The 18726-nt window shown below is 37.5% G+C and carries 14 protein-coding genes; 4 read left to right on the top strand and 10 right to left on the bottom strand.

Annotation, left to right across the window (positions count from 1 at the left end; genetic code table 11):
• The coding region (locus ASG21_RS07595) for a hypothetical protein (RefSeq protein WP_185113719.1) at positions 1-387 on the top strand (387 nt) is incomplete at its 5' end.
• 417 nt (positions 388-804) lie between these two features.
• On the opposite strand, the gene ASG21_RS07590 is transcribed toward ASG21_RS07595, so the two are convergent.
• The 3 genes from ASG21_RS07590 to ASG21_RS07580 are packed head-to-tail and all read right to left on the bottom strand — an operon-like array spanning position 805 to position 2762.
• On the bottom strand, positions 805-1662 hold the full coding sequence (locus ASG21_RS07590; RefSeq protein ID WP_082482396.1) for a GLPGLI family protein: 858 nt from the start codon (positions 1660-1662) through the stop codon (positions 805-807).
• Positions 1637-2401: a GLPGLI family protein gene (locus ASG21_RS07585; protein WP_056077809.1), complete on the bottom strand. Its 765-nt coding sequence runs from the start codon at positions 2399-2401 to the stop codon at positions 1637-1639. Before ASG21_RS07585 ends, ASG21_RS07590 begins: the two co-directional genes overlap by 26 nt.
• A gap of 52 nt (positions 2402-2453) precedes the next feature.
• On the bottom strand, positions 2454-2762 hold the full coding sequence (locus tag ASG21_RS07580; protein ID WP_056077806.1) for a hypothetical protein: 309 nt from the start codon (positions 2760-2762) through the stop codon (positions 2454-2456).
• 602 nt (positions 2763-3364) lie between these two features.
• Here ASG21_RS07580 and ASG21_RS07575 point away from each other — a divergent pair.
• Entirely contained in the window at positions 3365-3667 is a 303-nt protein-coding gene (locus tag ASG21_RS07575; RefSeq protein ID WP_056077803.1) for a hypothetical protein, read from the top strand.
• Between the two features lie 335 nt (positions 3668-4002).
• Here ASG21_RS07575 and ASG21_RS07570 read toward each other — a convergent pair whose 3' ends face one another.
• The 6 genes from ASG21_RS07570 to ASG21_RS07545 are packed head-to-tail and all read right to left on the bottom strand — an operon-like array spanning position 4003 to position 11202.
• Positions 4003-7380, bottom strand: coding sequence for a T9SS type A sorting domain-containing protein (locus ASG21_RS07570; protein WP_056077800.1), 3378 nt, complete (start codon positions 7378-7380; stop codon positions 4003-4005).
• 27 nt (positions 7381-7407) lie between these two features.
• Positions 7408-8328, bottom strand: coding sequence for a formyltransferase family protein (locus tag ASG21_RS07565; protein ID WP_056077797.1), 921 nt, complete (start codon positions 8326-8328; stop codon positions 7408-7410).
• A gap of 4 nt (positions 8329-8332) precedes the next feature.
• Positions 8333-9454 (bottom strand): ABC transporter substrate-binding protein, encoded by a 1122-nt coding sequence (locus ASG21_RS07560; protein WP_128414243.1) that lies wholly within the window; start codon positions 9452-9454, stop codon positions 8333-8335.
• A gap of 53 nt (positions 9455-9507) precedes the next feature.
• Positions 9508-10050 carry a tail fiber protein gene (locus ASG21_RS07555; protein ID WP_056077791.1) on the bottom strand — a complete coding sequence of 181 codons (543 nt, stop codon included), beginning with the start codon at positions 10048-10050 and terminating at the stop codon, positions 9508-9510.
• Positions 10051-10084: 34 nt separating this feature from the next.
• Entirely contained in the window at positions 10085-10621 is a 537-nt protein-coding gene (locus ASG21_RS07550; RefSeq protein WP_056077788.1) for a tail fiber protein, read from the bottom strand.
• Between the two features lie 41 nt (positions 10622-10662).
• On the bottom strand, positions 10663-11202 hold the full coding sequence (locus ASG21_RS07545) for a tail fiber protein (protein WP_056077785.1): 540 nt from the start codon (positions 11200-11202) through the stop codon (positions 10663-10665).
• A 1211-nt stretch (positions 11203-12413) separates the two neighbouring features.
• Between ASG21_RS07545 and ASG21_RS07540 the strand changes: the two genes are divergently transcribed.
• Positions 12414-14201 (top strand): hypothetical protein, encoded by a 1788-nt coding sequence (locus ASG21_RS07540; RefSeq protein WP_185113718.1) that lies wholly within the window; start codon positions 12414-12416, stop codon positions 14199-14201.
• Between the two features lie 224 nt (positions 14202-14425).
• Complete coding sequence (locus ASG21_RS07535) at positions 14426-17932, top strand: hypothetical protein (protein ID WP_056077779.1); 3507 nt, start codon at positions 14426-14428, stop codon at positions 17930-17932.
• Positions 17933-18271: 339 nt separating this feature from the next.
• On the opposite strand, the gene ASG21_RS07530 is transcribed toward ASG21_RS07535, so the two are convergent.
• Positions 18272-18718 carry a DUF3872 domain-containing protein gene (locus ASG21_RS07530; RefSeq protein WP_056077775.1) on the bottom strand — a complete coding sequence of 149 codons (447 nt, stop codon included), beginning with the start codon at positions 18716-18718 and terminating at the stop codon, positions 18272-18274.
• Between the last annotated feature and the right edge of the window lie 8 nt (positions 18719-18726).

Below are 18726 nucleotides of genomic sequence, written 5' to 3'. Positions count from 1 at the left end.
AAAAAAAAATCTTTAAAGCTAACATTGCCTACAAAACAGCCACATAAAATTAGAGTTCATTTTGATGACTTAGAAGAAGCAAATAACAAAGCTCAAGAATTGTTATCTTATAACGGACAACTTTTTACGGGATATGCAGTTTTAGGCTATCATCCAAATGGTAACGTCGAATCTGAAGAAGAATTCCGAAACGGAATTACTATGGGTTGGGTAAATCAGTATCATTTCAATGGTCATCTCAGAAGAGAAACATTATGTTATTTAAGTAACCAAAACAGTATCTCATTTAATAAATATAATGAATATGGAATAAAGATAGATTCTTACATTTTTCTTTCAAAGGAAAAATATGAAGAAATTATTACAAAATATAATTTATTAGAATAAGCATATCAAAAATTAATCATATCACTATTTTAATTCAAAAATTTATTCTTGAAATAAATTAGGATCAACATTTTAGCTGTGAATTATCCGAATCTCAAAAAACGCTAATCTCATTTAGAGTTAAACAAATAGAGTATGTTAATGTAAAAGAAATTTTTTGGCTGACTCAAGTGCTTAATTAGTGAGATTATAAAAATACCCGCTTACAAAGAATCCTAATCAGAATGAAGGAAATTTTCCAATTTTTGTGTTTTTTTTCATCCATAATCCTTCATAAAGATCAGCATGACAAGGTAGACATGATTTCTTTTGATAAATTGGATTATTTCTTCATGAATAATTTGAGATAATGCAGAGTTAAGTTTTTTTACACTTAACAATAGTTTTTGTTTATAAAAGCCTTGGAAGATTCCATGGTTAATTCTTTTTTTTCCTATATAACTCTAAATCCAGGAAATTATTGATCTTTTCTAATTTTTCTTTTTCTCTCTTCTCAATCTCTCGTAATAGTTCAACTTCAGAATAACTTTTCCCATCCATTGTTACAGACATATTATATCCAGAATTGGATCCAGAAGAAATGTAAAATTTGGATGGATTTTGTACATAATCCCTCCATAATTCGGCAAATCTCACAGCTGTAAATTCTTTTGCCAATTCCAAAATAGTATAATTTTTAACAAAATTTCTTCTTTTGATGCTGAGCATTTTGAAATGATGATACATATCTTCATCATACAATTCTAATATCAGTCCGGGTAAACCTCTAAATTTGTATGGTCCATCCTGAAAAGGATAATCGTTACTAAACCATGCCGTCCAACTTCTTCCAATAAAATTAGCACTTGCCTTTTGAACTTTGATTCCGTTGAAATTTTTTGTTTCCGCTGAAATATCCCACTTTACTTTAGTATCATCATCAATCTTATATGCTTGCGGACCAATCTGTGTATACAAGAAAATTCGATGAGACTTGTAATCTTTTAATATTAAGTCCTTTATTTTAGATTTATCACTTTGCACCGGAACCTGAAAATCAGATAACTTTCGATTAAACATCAAAGAGTCATTGACAAATTTTGGATAACTGCAAAATATTGATCTTGTTTTTTCGATATCTAAGATCATATATTCAGATTGTTCGTTTTCAATATTCAAAGAATCAATATGATACTTGTAATCATAAACTACTCTCAGATCCTGACCAAAAATCTGCACACACAATATAAGTGTGACATATATCAATATATTATTTATTATTTTTTTCCCACTCATATATTTTCTCAATTCCTTGCCTTGGTACTTTCATTTTATTGACGGTAACATTGTTTCCCAAATTTTTTGTGTTATTTAAAAAGAACTTATCGTTTTCTTCTTCAATAAGATCAACATATTGCTTTAAATCAATCTTCTTTGCATTCTTTGTATCAACATTAATCTTTGCACTACTTTTTTCAACCGAAATAGCCATCCATGAATTGAAGTTTGTGTTTTCTTCAGATACTTCTAAAATCGTTCCTGGCAGACCTCCAAATTTAAATGGTCCTGCAGAATAAGGAATTTCTTTGGTAAAATAAGCAATTATATTACTTCCTCTAAAATTAGTTCTTGCTTCAAAACACTTATAATTTTCAATATCCTTTGAAGAGTTATAGTTTATTATCCATTTAGTTTGGGGTATCTTGTCTAAAATTTCGTATTTGGTTTCGCCCAGATACTCAAAAACTGTAACGAAATCACTTTCCTTTTTTTTATCTATGACAACCTTATGTGGGATAGATTTGGGAGAAATCTGAACATTATTAGTATTCTCATTAAATCTGATATTGCCAGATTGATTTGAGTAAAAATTAACTATCGAATCTCTGATGCTAATCACATTATTATCAGAAATATATAGATCTTCCTGCACGTTAGCTATAGGTGAAATTGCGTTAATATACTTTATATGAAAATTTTGTGCTGACAAAAGCCCGAAGGCACAGATCATAAATGTTAAGATAGTTTTCTTCATATTTATAAAAAGAGAGTGGTGTTTTAAAACACCACTCCAGTTATGTTATTATTTATAGTCCTGCATTTAATTCTGCCACTCTTTTCTTTCCAATTGCGGCGCACCCTGCAAAATCAAAGTCCTCAACATAATAATTCTCTTGCCATTGCGAGACAACTTGTCCATATTGATTTGTTGCCGTGATTGTAATTGTACAGATGGAGCGGATATCCTCTGCATTTTCTGAATTTGAAACATTGCTTATTTCATAAGTATTTTTTACAATGCTATTTTCTGATTTTTTTTCTAGATCAACACTTCCTGCTAAAGCGATTCCTGAAACTCCAACTGTTAAAAACAGTCCTAAGATGATTTTTTTCATTTAATAATTTTTTTAATGTTAAAATTGATTGTGTTTAAACTTTTTGCGCATTTGGTTTCAACTCTTCAAAGAAAGATAAAAATTTAATAATACACAATATTGTGATCACATTTTTTTGACATATTTTTTTTCTAACATCCTGGAACTATAATCACTTAAATACCAATAGATTACAATTTTAAATACACTTTATAATTCGGGATTTTATATATTATAAACTAAATTGAAAAATGATGCTTAATTAAAACAGTATATTCGATGGACTGCAACCTTAATTTTAGACTTAGTCTTTGAGAGAATTCGCATTCAGTGTTTTTTTACCTTTTTAATGAAGTAAATATGAAAACAAGATTAGATTGCTATAATATAGGCTAAGCATTTACATTTGTCTTATAAATTTGTTTTAAGAACTTTGATTAAATTTGAAAAATACAGTAAGTCACAAAGAATGATCGCTTATATTGTAGAGCAGACCTTTGTAAATTTGGGTATGTATGTCCTATCAGGCAATATTACTGTAGCTGATAATAAAATAAGATTATACAGTTTGGAATTTATTATTTTTTACCATAGTTTTATTCTCACTCTTAAATTTCCCGATTATGATATCACGAGACGAGTATTTGAAATCACTCGAAATTATTTTAAAATACCGTGAACAATGCAAAAATGATTTAAAACAAATAGCGCAAGTGCAGTCAGAAGTGACTTTGTTCAAAGATTCAGCCAGTCCGAGGCTTTACAATATTGTGAAAAAGAGTTTAATTTCCATCTGGAACCACGAGTTAACTGTTAACGAAATAAGACTCGCAGTGGACGAAGTAGGTATAGATAGTTTTTCTAAAATTAGGGGCATGGGTAATATACTCTTTAAAGAATTAAAAAAAATTCTGTATAATGCTTAAATCTTATTAACAACTCCATTAATAATTTATATACAGATCAAGTAAGACAGTTTCGATTTGAAGAAAATGTATAGATGTGGATATATCCTCAACCGCTTGAGAGCTTTTATAACAGTAGGCATAACTGAAATGTTAAAAGAAATTTTTTTGTGCTGACTAAAAAATTCAAAACGAAAAAATCTTGAACTTGCACATTTTCATGGTTAAATAATAAATCAAAATAAAATGTTTTGCATACATCACTGGAAGCATCTTTATTTTCGTACTGAACCTTTTTATTACTAACAAAAACAGCAGCATTAAAATGCTGCTGTTAGTGATATTGTTTATCAAATCTATTTTTTAATAAACTTAAGAGTTTGGCTTTTATCCCTGGTGAAAATTTGGATAATATAAGATCCCTGTACTAAGTTGCTTACATTAATACTTCTTTCGCCGTGAGAAGGTTCCGATTCGATTGTCTTTCTTCCATCTGCAGAAAATATAATCATTCTCAATATTTTATCATCCCCTGTGATATTAAGTATGTCTTGGACTGGATTAGGATAAATTTGCATTTCGGAAATATTTTTCACATAATCAGAAACATTTAAGCTTGCGTTAAAAGCAAGTACAGGAAGGGAGGCAGTTGACTCACAACCATTAATTGTCTGCGTGGCATAGTAGGTAGTATTGTTAACAATTAAAGTTGCTGCCGGCAAATTACCTGTATGGGCAGAGGCATCAGAAGATGAACCGTACCATTTGACATTTTGTCCGTTTACTACCAATGTACTTAGTGAACCGCCAGCGGTAAAGCTTTGTACTGCCGCGCCTGTAGGTGCTGCGACAGCGTTTGGCTGAGTAACCGTTGAACTGACTGTAGCTGTACATCCGTTAAAATCAGTTATAATGACAATATAATTGCCTGGTACAAGGCCTGTTCTGTCTTCCGTCGCAATGCCGTTACCCCAATTAAAAGTATACGGTGCAGTTCCTCCGATTGGAGTCAGATTGATTGCTCCGTTAGATCCACCGTTACAGGCAACGTTTGTTACGACAGTCGATCCTGAAACTGCTGATGTAGGTTGTAACACGGATACAGTTACTGTTCCTGTACATCCATTGCTATCTGTTATAGTTACCGAATAAGCACCTGCTGTTAAACCTGTTCTGTCCTCGGTAGCTACACCTCCGCCCCAATTAAAGGTATATGGAGCTGTTCCGCCTGAAGGAGTCAAATTTATAGCACCGTTAGAACCTCCGTTACATGACACATTCGTGACCACTGCCGTTCCTGAAACTGCTGAAGGTTGTGTAATTGAAACATTTACAGTTCCGGTACAGCCTTTAGAATCTGTAATAATTACAGAATAATTACCTGCTCCCAAACCTGTTCTATCCTCAGTAGTGACACCGGCACCCCAATTGAAGGTATATGGCGCAGTTCCTCCTGTTGGAGTCAGATTAATAGTACCGTTAGAACCTCCGTTACATAAAACATTCGTAACTATTGTAGTTCCTGAAACTGTTGAAGGTTGTGTCACAGTCACATTTACCGTTCCTGTACATCCATTGTTATCTGTAATAATTACAGAATAACTACCTGCTCCCAAACCTGTTCTATCCTCAGTAGTGACACCAGTACCCCAATTGAAGGTATATGGAGCTAATCCCCCTGTAGGAGTCAAATTTACAGCACCGTTAGAACCGCCGTTACATGACACATTCGTAACTACTGTCGTTCCTGAAACTGCTGAAGGTTGAGTTACATTTACGTTTACCGTTCCTGTGCAACCGTTGACATCTATTACAGTAACAGAATAATTTCCTGCTGTTAAACCTGTTCTGTCCTCGGTAGTAATACCCCCGCCCCAATTAAACGTGTATGGAGCTGTTCCCCCAGTAGGAGTCAAATTGATACCACCGTTGGAACCTCCGTTACATAACACATTCGTGACTATTGTCGTTCCTGAAACTACTAAAGGTTGTGTAATGGAAACATTCACAGTGCCGGTACAGCCTTTAGAATCAGTGATAATTACAGAATAACTACCTGAGGTCAAACCTGTTCTGTCCTCTGTGGTGACACCAGCACCCCAATTGAAGGTATAAGGTCCTGTTCCACCTGCGGGAGTAAGATTTATAGATCCGTTAGAACCTCCGTTACAGCTGACATTGGTAACAACTGTTGTACCGGAAACCGGTGATTGAGGTTGTGTTACTGTAGCATTGACTACCGTTACACAGCCATAATTATCTGTAATAACAACAGCATAAACACCCGCAGACAGACCAGTTCTGTCCTCTGTAGTTATCCCGCTACCCCAGTTAAATGTGTATGGAGCTGTTCCTCCCGTAGGAGTAAGATTAATGGCGCCGTTTGCTCCCCCGTTACAACTGACATTGGTAATAACTGTACTTCCGGCAACGGCTGATGAAGGCTGTGTAACCGTAACATTTACTGTACCTGTACAACCACCTGCATCTGTAATAATTACAGAATAATTACCTGCACCAAGACCGGTTCTGTCCTCTGTAGTAATGCCTCCGCCCCAATTAAAAGTATAAGGTGCTACACCACCTGAGGCGGTCAGGTTAATAGCTCCATTTGAACCACCATTACATGCAACGTTTGTAACAACTGTAGACCCGCTGACGTTTGTTATGGTTAATGAGGCACTGTTTGAAGTCGCCGAACCTGATGAATTAGTGGCTATGCAACGGTACAGATATCCGTTCATTCCTGCTGTAATACCGTTAATTGTCAGTGTATTTGTTAAAGCACCTGAATACATGGTATTATTGGTTAATGCAACAAAACCAGTCCCTGAATTCTGATACCATTGGTAAGATGTTGTTAATGAAGCTGCAATCGAAAAAGTTGCTGAAGCACCAACACATTTAGTGGTATTTACGGGGTTAGTCGTGATCACAGGATTACTGGATAAAAAGTTGCAGCCGGAATATAAACCGGCTGAAGTTGCGCTTAAAGTCCAGTTAGCAGAATTTGTGACTGCCGAACGAATACCGGCAACGGTTGTAGAAGGTGTACCTGTACAGTTGAACTTACCTGCTGATGCAGAAGTAGTGCCTGTAAGTGCCCCGGTAAAAAACGCACTGCCACCGGCAGCGAGATTAGGAGGCATTAAAGAAGCATTTGGATTGGGGAACGGAGATCCTACGTTCCACCCTGCTGCAGTTGTTGTACCAGTGTAGAAAAAGTTTATGCCTGCAAGAAGTGTAACACCTGCGCCTGAAATACTACCTCCACCACCTTGATAGGCGATAAGCTGATCACCGACATTTGACATTGATAGGCCGTTATTTGTTGTTCCATCTGTCCGGGTCACAGAACCGTTTACAGTTGAAGTATTTGTCTGTAAATTATACGTGTAAGAAGATAAACCCAAAATATGAACTTCCGTCCCGGCAACAATAGGAGCAGAACTTGTCCATGTAATACTGGATTCCGTGCTTCCGGCGGGCTGCCACCCCGAACCATTATAACCCTGATCAGTAAAACTGATTATTGTACCAGCAGCAATCGGAGCTAACGCGACAAAAGAGAATCCATCTCCAACTCCTGCCTGAGGGCTGGCATCGTAACTGGTAAAAGCAATGTCCCCGGCGGCAAGTGTCGACTGTGCGTTACTGAGGATTCCGGTTGACAATGCGGCCAGTGTTAGAGCCTGCGTCACCTTTTTCTTAAATTTAAAATAGAATTTTTTCATAAAAACTTTTTTTTATTAGCTAAAAACTTAAAAACTACTCCCCTTTTTTATCCCAAAAGAAAGTAGCTTGTGTCCACTCATGAAACCTTCGTCAACATAAATAATATTCAGTCGGAGAAAAGTTTCGTTATTACATTTTATTATCAGTCCATTATGTTCGTCTAATGTGACGACAGATCCTGATGCTTGTGTTATTTTCTTTTCCAGGACGACAACTGTTGCTTCAACCACTCTGATATTCCAACCATTCCACTGGGTATATGCACCTTTGTTCCAGGGGTTGCATGCTCTTACAAGAGCTTCAATTTCTGTTGCGTCCTTATTATGCCATGAAATAGAAACATCAGCTGCTTCAGGTCTTTTGAAATACCTTGCTTTCGTTATGTCCTGCAATGTCCCTTTTTTGTTAACTCTAAGTTTATTTAAAAGCTCCTCTACAATATTGGATGCTAACCAGGCTAAATGAGTACAAAGCATACCATGGGTCATGGACGAATCAAGCGGGAAGATTTTTTTCAGAATAATTGCACCTGCATCAATTTGTTCTTCAATAGCGTGAACCGTAATACCTGTCTCCTGCAAACCATTTTTTATGGATTCAAAAACAGGATCAACACCACGCATCTCCGGCAGGAGTCCATAATGGAAATTGTAAAATTTATCAGGATATAATTTTAGTATATCGGAAGGAATCTTCCACGGAAAAGTCATTGCAAAAATAAATTCGGCATCGGATTGTGCCGTTAACGCATGTAGCTGTTCTGAAAAACTTTCTTTTTTCAGAATCAATAACGGAATACTGTACTGAGTAGTAAGCACGCTAAATAACTCAGTAATTTCAATATTATCGGCTGGTACGCCAACAGCGCATAATTTATTCTCTGCCAGTAATGTCTGTAATGCCGGAACTGCCATTCTGTTGTTACATAAAACCGCTACTTTTGTCATAATCCTATGATTCTAAACATGCATAAGCATTAAACCATGTATTAGCCTCAATGCTTTGTAAATAATTGATATCGTCTTTTAATAATTCTCTCTCTCTTTCAGTTTCAGATGCCTCCACTAAATCTGACAAAACACAATTCCCGGTACTTTGATCTTCAGTTACTTTTGAGATGTAGGTTGGAGCTTCCGAAAATCTGTTCTCAGGATTCATCCAAATCCTGCCTCGCGGTGAGTCGATGTACATATCATCAAAAATCACATTTTCCTTATTTATAAATAAGGCTGCCTCCCAGCCTAAAAGAGAAAAAAGGTTTGCTTTTCCTTCTTTGAGGTTGTTCATTACCTGAACAAAGATTTGATTTTTTTCAATAGTAAGATTTCGGGACCAAGGGACAGCAACACATACATCGTTTTCTGGAAACCGTATTTTAGAAAGCCATGTTTCATCAGCTGTGTATCCTGCAATATATACATTATTGTTTTTTATGATATTGTGACTTCCGTTAAAAAAATCTTCCGCCATATCTCCACAGAAGGTTGCGAGCACTGCCGTCTTTTTTTCTTCCTGAATAAAATTAAACAAAGGAGCCATTGTAAAATCACTGCGTTTTAAAGAAGTGACATGATTGAAAACAATTTCACCTCCATTATTTTCCACGGCCGCAGGAAAAACATATGATGGCCTATATCCTGCATCATAGAAAGAACACGTAAATGCAAATTTCTTATATCCATCCTGAAAAGCTTTATTTACAATAACCCTTGCAGACATACACCCTTGGAGAGATATAAAGTAAGCATTGGAAAGCCTGCCTTTAAAATTTGGAAAATGGTAACCGCTGTCCAGAACCAATAAAGTCTTCCCCGAGGCCTCAAAAAGAGGATGGACAAATTCTGCAGCTAATGGATTGATATAACCGATAACTATATCAACACCATCCAACAGAAACTGTTCACATCTCTCATAAATCTCTTCATGTTTTGATCCAACCCCTATTCCTGCAGATATTATTTTGTGTTCATCCTGTAAACCCAATGTTTTAAACGACTGCCTGATACCATCCATAATGTCAAATGAAATAGATGGGTAAATAACTGATTTTGGTAAAAGTAAAGCTATAATCATAATTTAATTAAAGCCCCTAAAATAATTTCGTTAGAGGCCTTGATAATAAATAGTTAATCTCTGGAAGGGAATATCCCCATTAAACAGATGATGTAGTTCATTCCTAAATAAGGCTGCTGAATATTGATTGACTGTGATTGCCCGGCAGCACTTAAATTAAAAGTATTCGCTATGGGTTTTAAAGTACTGTCAGCCTGTTCTGTGGAATAAAGACCCTGAACAGAAGCTAAGGTATTATTAGTAGGTGACCCTATATCTCCGCCTTCTGAAAACGCAGTGATGGAAGCGGTTTCCGAAATTGGCATGTGTGTATGCGTAGGCATATTGTCAACTGTAAGGGTAATTGCGGACTGACCCGATATTTGTCCCAACTGAATTGTTTTAATGCCTGCAGCAGCACCAGTTCCTACTGGCATCCTGCCCGAAAAATTAGGAAGCATAAAAGTAGTTGACCCATTCCCTCCATACATAGTTCCCAAAAGCGCAAATAATGCCTGGTTAGTACTGATCTGCATGGTCTGACCCTGACAATAAGCCCAATATTTTGGCGCAAAACTTCCGGCAAAAAGTCTTATTTCTGACATTGTTCCTTCCATAATGTTTTGTTTTTGAAATTAATAATTTTGTTTGTTAGTTTCTGCTGGGGTAAATGCCCTCCAGACATATGATATAATTCGTGGCCATGATCGGCTGCACAATTCCAAATGGCAAATTATTACCAGTTGGGTTTAAGGATCCTGAATTGGCAGCGGGCGCAATGTTTGTATCGGGCGCCTCGGTGGAATAGGCTCCCTGAAGACCGCCTAACACAGCTCCCTGAGGTGATCCGGCATTACCACCTTCCGAATATGCCGGAAAAGCAATTGTCGCAATAGCAGTATGAGTATGCTGGGGCATCTGTGCAGGTGTCATCGTCACAGTTTCTGTTCCACCTGCCTGACCTAATGTTACATTAAGACCTGCTCCCTGTCCTGTACCAACGGGAACCCTGCCACGGAGGTCGGGAACCATAAAATTAGATTGCCCGTCTCCGCCAAAAGTCACACCTATTATAGTGTAAGCAGCCTCGTAGTTACTTATACTTACCTGTCTTCCGTCGCAAATAGCCCATCCCCTTGGCGCGAAATTACCCGCAAATAATCGAACTTCTCCTATATAACCTTCCATAATTTATTGTATTTGTTATTAGTTATTTAATTATAAAAAAATTAATCGCGTGTCGGAAACATCCCATACATACAGATCACATAATTCATTCCGATTGAAGGTTTGGTAATATCAACAGGGATATTTCCTCCTGAGAAACCAATCTGCATAGAAACAGCAGTTGCTTTCGTTGTTGCATCGCTTTGCTGCGTGCTGTACATCTGATCCTTCGCGGCCAGAACATTTCCTGATGGTGACGCTGAATTACCGCTTTCTGAATAAGCAGGAATCAAAATGTTTCCGCTTATTTCGTGGGTATGAGTGGGTAGATTTCCCACTGTAAGCGTTATGGAATTAACACCTGTCATCATACCCGATGCGTAGTACCCCAGTCCCGGCCCCTGACCTGCACCTACGGCAGTTCTTCCAGCAAGATTGGGAAGTCCGAATGTATTCACTCCATCCCCTCCGTAAGTAGTTCCCAGAATTGAAAACAAAGCGGTGTTGGATCTGATTGCAACTAAACTTCCTGAGCAGTACGCCCAGTTTCGAGGTGAAAAATTCGCAGAAAAAAGCCGGATTTCTCCAATTGTTCCGTCCATAATTATTTGTTTTTAAGATTAAAGTAATTTTTCTTACATGATAAAATATAAGTGTAAGAAGCTATTTTGATAAGAAGAATTTTACGTATTAGTAGAATAATGTAAGTATATTCTAAGAGATTTATTCAATCCATTACTGAAAATCACAGCAATTAATTCTCAGGTAAGAGAATCCTAAATCCTTAATGAGATTTCATTAAAATATTTCATAGTGATTCGGTGTTGTTTGGCAATCAGGCATTTTTTAATCCTTTGAGAATTCAATGCAAATATATAATTATTTTCAAATAAACGATAGAACAATATAATTATAATTATGAATTTTACTACTGTAATCTTAATATAATAATGATATCGTAATCGCTTGATACAGTACAAAATTATGCTTATTAAATCATATACGATTCAGTATTTATACGTATTTGTAAGTATTATATAAAGAAAATTAAAAAAAATATTTTCAAAGTAGTATTATGACCACCAGGGAACAAAGTATCAGAGAATATAGAATCAGAGAATAAATTTTGGTATTGCACTTAAACATTGACGTATTGAGGTCCAGAAAGGTTGACTGAATCTTCGTGTGATTTATACTGACCACATCTTTTTGAGCATGGAAATGATCTTCAACAACTTTTTTCTTTCACACTATCAACCGGAAGTAAGGTGATTGCTAAATGCAACAAATGGTTCAATAATTTGTCTCATCACGTATTTATACTTAAAAATCTATATTAATTTTAACAATACCCTTTGGACTACCCCGCCAAAGATAGCCTCTGTTATTATCATAATCTGCAGAACAAATAAGTAAATAACTTAAAAAGCATACTCTAATTTGTGACGGGCTTAAACATATACGTTTTTGCCTGTCGATTAAAGATAATTTAGAAAATTTCTTAAGATCCTTAAAATTCAGTAGAAATACTGATATGTTCCGTTTTCCATCTTTTTATATTTGTCTCTGAAAGCCGAGGTTAAATAAGAATACAATCTTATACACTATCACGGAACATGGATAATATTTCAACCAGGTAATAGAAGAAATAAGTTAATTACTGATTACAGATATTTAACATTTATAGCTTCCCTTCATTTTAAACCAATAAAATCAATTAGATATGAGTGCGAAACAATCAGATTTGTCGAATCCTAAATATGGATATGACATGGTAGTTGCTACTACACAAACATCAGTAAACGCCACAATGATGGAGTGGCTATCCAAGTACAAAGGCCAACCTTTTATACAGGCTTATGTTTACGATCCTTCAGCAAATAATGGGCAGGGCGGCCCCTCCCCGACAAATTTTGAAGAGCTGAAAGCCAGAATTGGTTTTGATCCTTTTGATATACCCGCAAATACACCGGTAACGGATCCTCGAATGGTAAAATTGATGGAACAGAAATTTATGTTTGCATTTTATACGGAACTGGGTCTTCCTGATTTTCCACTGGAGAAAATACCACCTGTTATTGTCTTTAACAAGGAAGGCTCTTATGTGACGTACAACATGGTGGCCAGGACCTTCAAGATTATTGTAGTGCAGCCTGGGCTTTATGGGCCAGCTACCTGGGTAAACCTCAACCAGGACGATTCTTCGGAGCCTTGGGTGTTTTCCTTTACGATAGACCTGGATTTGAGAACGGATAATATCAATAATCATTTTCACAATCTGCCTGAGGAGACACAGAATGAAATTAAAAACCTGGGGATGGATATGTTCAGTGTACAGCAGCTGTTTCTGGATCTCAATGCCGCTGGACTTTCTGACAAAGTGAACATCATCGGTCTCGATAAAAGCAGTACCGCCTATGTTTTCCTTATCCAGGTATTTATGAATACTTATATGGCACAGATCAGCAAGGAAGGAGGTATTATGCTTGGATACAGCGTTGTGGCAAAGCAGGCATTTCCCCAAAATGTATCCCTGATTCCTACCGATATGAACTTTATGATTTCTTCATATAAAGATCCGGATGGTAAATCTTCATCAGATCACAATGCTTATACCCTGAATTATCTGATCATGTCGAAAGACCGGCCTATGCATGCACCGGTTCAGTTTACATGGAACTGGGTGGAAAAAGACCAGGTCTCTCAGTACGCAGGTGTTATGGCAGTAAACAGGACATCCTTCATTGATTTTTTAAGAGATAACCTTTCCCCTGGATTGGGAACAATCGCCAAAGAGCCGACTACCTATTTTCATATCAATTGTATAGAATGTGACATTCGTTGGGGGTTTAAAAACGAAACTGTACCACAATGGTACAATGTTGTGAATGCAGGGGGTGCACATGTTTTAACGTATACCTATAATAAACGGGCATATAGTGACGACAGTACATATTGCGGTGTGTACGGTACCTGGGGTAACTTCGAAGCAAAATATAATGTTCAGTCCGATGTTTATCTGGAAGGTACAACTATTCGTATTGTGACTACAGCAACAATGTGGATGCATCTGAATGTATGTGGTGGGGTCACGGAAGGAAACTTTGCCAAAAAAACCTCCACTACTTCCTACGACATTGGTGTTGATGCCTATGGCCGTATCACAGTACACCAAAATGGCCCGGTGATTACTGATGAATCTGAAAATGTGGATCCTAGCTGGTGGACCAAGTTCCTGACTTTAGGTGCCATAAACGATATGGTGGATCAAGTAAGGGATTCTGTTAAGAAATGGCTTGACAATTTCCTGACTGCAGATTCCAGAAGAATTGAAAATATGCTTAACAGCTCAAGCGGATGGACGTTCCCGGGTTCCAGAACATACGCGTTTATGAATGCTCAATTTTCGGACAGCCAGGATCTCGTAACAAATGTTTTGTACATATCTCCAAAAACAGATCGTGAAGTAGTAGCCCAAATGCTAGCTTTAGTGAAAAATGAACCGGCGCTGCTTCTGAGACGTGCCGATAGCCTGGAAAGGTTACTCGTGCATAAAATTCCACAATTGTCGAAACAGATTGCAGAAATGGAGAATAATTAAAGGTCTTAAAAACTACTGGTAATAAATCGGTTTCAATTTTCAATCGAGGCGGTATTTACACCATTAAGAAGATTATACGATATTTAAATTATAACCTGTCTTTCTGATTTTAAATATCAGACAGGAGTGACTTACATTGATCAATCGTTTCCAGTCTTCTTAATGGTTAAAAACGATAACATTTTATACATACTTATTATAAACCAACAATAAAAATTACTAATATGCCACAGAAAAAAATAAATTATTCTACGGAATTAATGGTCAATTTCAAACAGGCAAAAATTGTATCACCTCAGGAAAAATTTCATGCCCTACAAACTGACGAAGGAAATTCTCTTCTTTTTTCAATAGGCACTGATAAGATATTTTATCTTACACAACAGACGCCTGGTACATCAAGTGGATGGAAGCGGTATGACCTGAGCAGCCGCCTCAGTAACGTTCACGAGGGAAAAAAAGTCAACGCAAAAACATTTGCGGTCTCTCAGAATTTTATCAGCAGGAAAATAGATTTAGTGCTCGCCATATCCGTAGAAGGAGTTGATTACCTGTATATATCGCTCAACAATAACTCTGCTGCAGAAGCGATTAATAATCTATCGGTTCATTGGGAAATTATGCCGTACGATGATCCACACCAATCAGGAATCACTCTGGATGTAAAAAACCTGTACATTGCCCAGACAAAGAATGAGGAATTTATTGTTGCAGACATATCGCGATCAACCTTTAATCCTCCTGCGGACTTTCTGGAGCGGTATTACATTGATCCTAAAAAAGCACGCGGCAAATACTGGAATAACCTGCCGATGGGCGGTGACATGAATCCAGGTGTAAGCAGTTCAATGGGACGCAGGGATGGCGACAGGGTTGATGCTATCTATACTCTCGGATCAATAAATGGAAGCACGGAGCTGCTTTATGCGCCAATGTATAATCCCTTTGACCGTAAGGCTCCACCTACCATTACCCGTTTACAGGTACCCCGTGGGGCAAGCGGACTTGCAGCCGTCAATGTAAAAAGCAGTATGACAGATCTGTTTGTAATCGGAGATAAAACACTTTACTACTTTGCGGCCGATAAGCAGGAAGATGGCGATGCCGGAATTTCCGTAATGCAAAATGACCTGTTTGATGGGGTAAAAGATGTATTTGCTTTTGCAGACAGTGAAAAATATGTAATCTGGGGAAGGAACCGCGCAAACCAGATATTTTATACCTCGTGCCTCAGACAGAATGTTACAAAAGCTGAGTACTGGACTTATCCCGTTCCTATACTGACAGGTGTGGAACAGATTTCTCCACTAGTGAATATTGCCGATTCGTCCAATATATTCTTTGCTGTGGCAGGAAATGAATTAATAAAAGCGACACAGTCGCCGGAAACAAGCATTTGGAACTTTCAAAAAATTACTTTGGATACTCCCGTGGATTCAAAAGCCGAGCGGTACAGTTCCTACACCACACGTATACAGCTTACCGACAAAAATGATCAAATCCTGCCGGATACAGTATTGAATATCAGTTCCAATACCCGCATGGCTGTACTCATCAATAACCTGTATTATGTGATCACAAGGGATTCGATTCCTATTAAAACAGATTCAGCAGGTGCTATAACGATTGTTGAAGAAATACATGACATAACGGGCCTTCAGATTATGGTTTCAGACAATGCCGGGACATCCGTTGTCATTAACCCGATGAACAAACCTTTTGAAAAAATATCATCGTTAAATACTGCAGGCAAACTGAAAGATGCAGTAATTGTAAATCCTGATGGAAGTGCCCGCAAGCTGGTAAACGGAAATATAGATGAGAAGAGGCTGGAACAGGTAGCATCTGCCAATATCAAATTATCCCAGGCTTACGATGATGTTTCCGAAAACTTTATGCGCAGGCCAAAATCATTGCTGTTAAGTATGCCTCATGGCAACAGGATGTATCTGGAAGGTATAGGAGATACCATCATAACTGAAGTCGGAGATCTTTTCAGATGGCTGGCAAGCGGTATAAAATATGTAGCAAATATCATACAGGATGCTGCAACAGGTGCATGGCACTTTATTGTAACAATTGGAGAGAAAATTTACCAGGGTATTCTGGATTGTGTTGAAAAAGTAGTAGGAGCTGTCCGCTGGCTGTATGAAATTATAAAAACAGCCATAGAAGATCTTATCAAATATCTTGAATTCCTTTTTCAGTGGAAAGATATTACCCGTACCAAAGAAGTGTTTAAAAACCTCAGCAAGCTTTATATTCAATATCAGATTGGGCAGGTTTCAGAGCTGAAAGGATCTTTCGATCAAGAGATGAAGAAGCTGGTAAAAATCATCAATGACTGGGGAGGCATTACAGACTGGAAAGGATTGGGCGCTTCTGCTACTTCGCCTGCAGATGCCAGTTCGCAACCTGCTAAGGGAGAAACGGCACCAGGCAATCTGCTGTTGTCTCATTTTCAAAATAATGCCGGCCATATTCAGACTGCCCCAGTTAACGGACCGTCTATACCAAACAGTCAATCGATCATCGATCTTCTTTTTAATGCCCTTAAAAAGGAAGGTGTTATTTTCGATGCTGTGCTTGATCAAATTGATCAGCTTGCTTCCGAATATCAGAATCTGACACTTGAAGAAATCCTGAAACGGGTAATTGCAATCATCGGATCAGGCGTTTTGGAAACCACGCAAAATGTGATTGATGTTCTTTTCGATATTATCATACAAATGCTGGCTTCAGCGCTGGATATTCTTGATACCCCGATCTATATTCCGGTAGTAAGCGATATCCTGGAATATTTCGGAGTACCAAAACTCTCAATGTTGGACCTACTCTGCTATATGGGTGCAGTGCCTGTTACCGTGGTATACAAAATCGCGAAAAATGCATCACCTTTTCCGGATGATCAGTTTACAAACTTCCTTATAAATGCGACCAGCTTTGCGGAACTGGAAAAAGCTTTTAATCCTCCGAAAATTGTTTTGACAACACATCCGCAAAACCTAAAATCAGGCAGCATGGCGGTATCCCTGTCAGTAAACCCTGATCAGATTTTTTATGCCGATGCAGGCCTTTTGAAAGAAATAAATGCCATTGGTCTCTCTGTATCACCTGAAAACTCAAAGGTAATATCGATTACGGGGAATATGTTTGCAGGATTCTTTTCCCTGATGTCCATATTTATTGTTCCGTTTGAAGCGGCTGCACCTACGGGTGATAACCCTTTCGGTACTTTCTCTGCGGTATTGGGCGTATTAGGCGCAGGATCAAGCGGAATTACCTCTACACTTGTTCCTAAAATGCCTATAAAGAACGAAGTGGTTTCATGGATCAATACCGGGACTACTTTTACCAGTATTTTATGCAAAATCATTTTTAGTGGTCCTGCACAGTCTAAATTTGCGGCCTCTCCGGGAATCATGAATAAACTGGCAGCCGGCGACGGGCGGGCGACGGGTGCTGTTGTAAACAGCATACTGGTCCTTCCGGCACTGTTCTGCTCATGCTGGCATTTTTATGAACTGTCCAAGGAAGACGCAAGTGCTACACGCAGTGTTGCTATCATCAATGAAACAGGTAATATGACTTCCTACATAAGCAGACTTTCCTATACCGTAGCTGTAAATGTAAATGAACCTGAAGTAAAAGCTGTATCCATTGGAGTGCTGACAGCTGCCAATATTTGCACCGGAGGATTGCAAATGGCCAGTGCTATTGTCGGAGGTTAATTGACAATATTTATTAATTATTATAAAAGCTGTTTTACTATTGTAAAACGGCTTTTATATTACAATTTCGTCTCAAATACGATCGTTTTTTTAAGTTAAGTTTGATCAATAGACAAAGTTCTGTCGCTTGCCGTATTATAACTTTTTTTATGAGAATGAGCCCTTATACTCTCATAATCCGATAACGACAAGACAAATGGGACTGATAAAATAAGTTACAATTCATTTTTTTGACCTGAATAAAGCACATTATAAAAACCTAATAAGCTTATTCCAGAAAATTAAACTTGTATTTATAAAGAAAAGATTGACATTAAATGCCAATCTCTCTCTCCTTCTTTAATCCTTATGATCAAATTGAAATTCCACTTCTTTCTCATTTCCAAAACTATCCATAATCCAGATTTTAAAATTCTGAGACACCGTGGATGACGATGTGTAATACAGGCGAAACTCTTTCTGACTGAGCTCATACAAATCATTGGGTAGATAGGGTGGTTCATGATAATACTTCAGTACTCCGGATCCGTCAAACTGAAAGTACCTTAAATAGTATCGGGTTGCAGTAAAATTACCATATGGCAGTATTTTGAGCCTGATTTCCACTGTTTCATCCTTTGTTATATTTTTCGGAACAGGCATGACTGAAATTTCAAATGGAAAGTTCTGCCGAATTTCTAGTTCATCATTGTTACATGATGAAAGTATTGCTTCTGTTAAAATTAAAACGGGAACTGCGTACAAAATTCCTGCAAAGCGTTTTGCTATTTTGATATAATTTTTCATATTGATTA

Origin of the sequence: Chryseobacterium sp. Leaf394, assembly GCF_001424105.1 — a bacterium.
Classification (GTDB): domain Bacteria; phylum Bacteroidota; class Bacteroidia; order Flavobacteriales; family Weeksellaceae; genus Chryseobacterium.
This window is presented reverse-complemented; position numbering and strand designations above follow the sequence as displayed.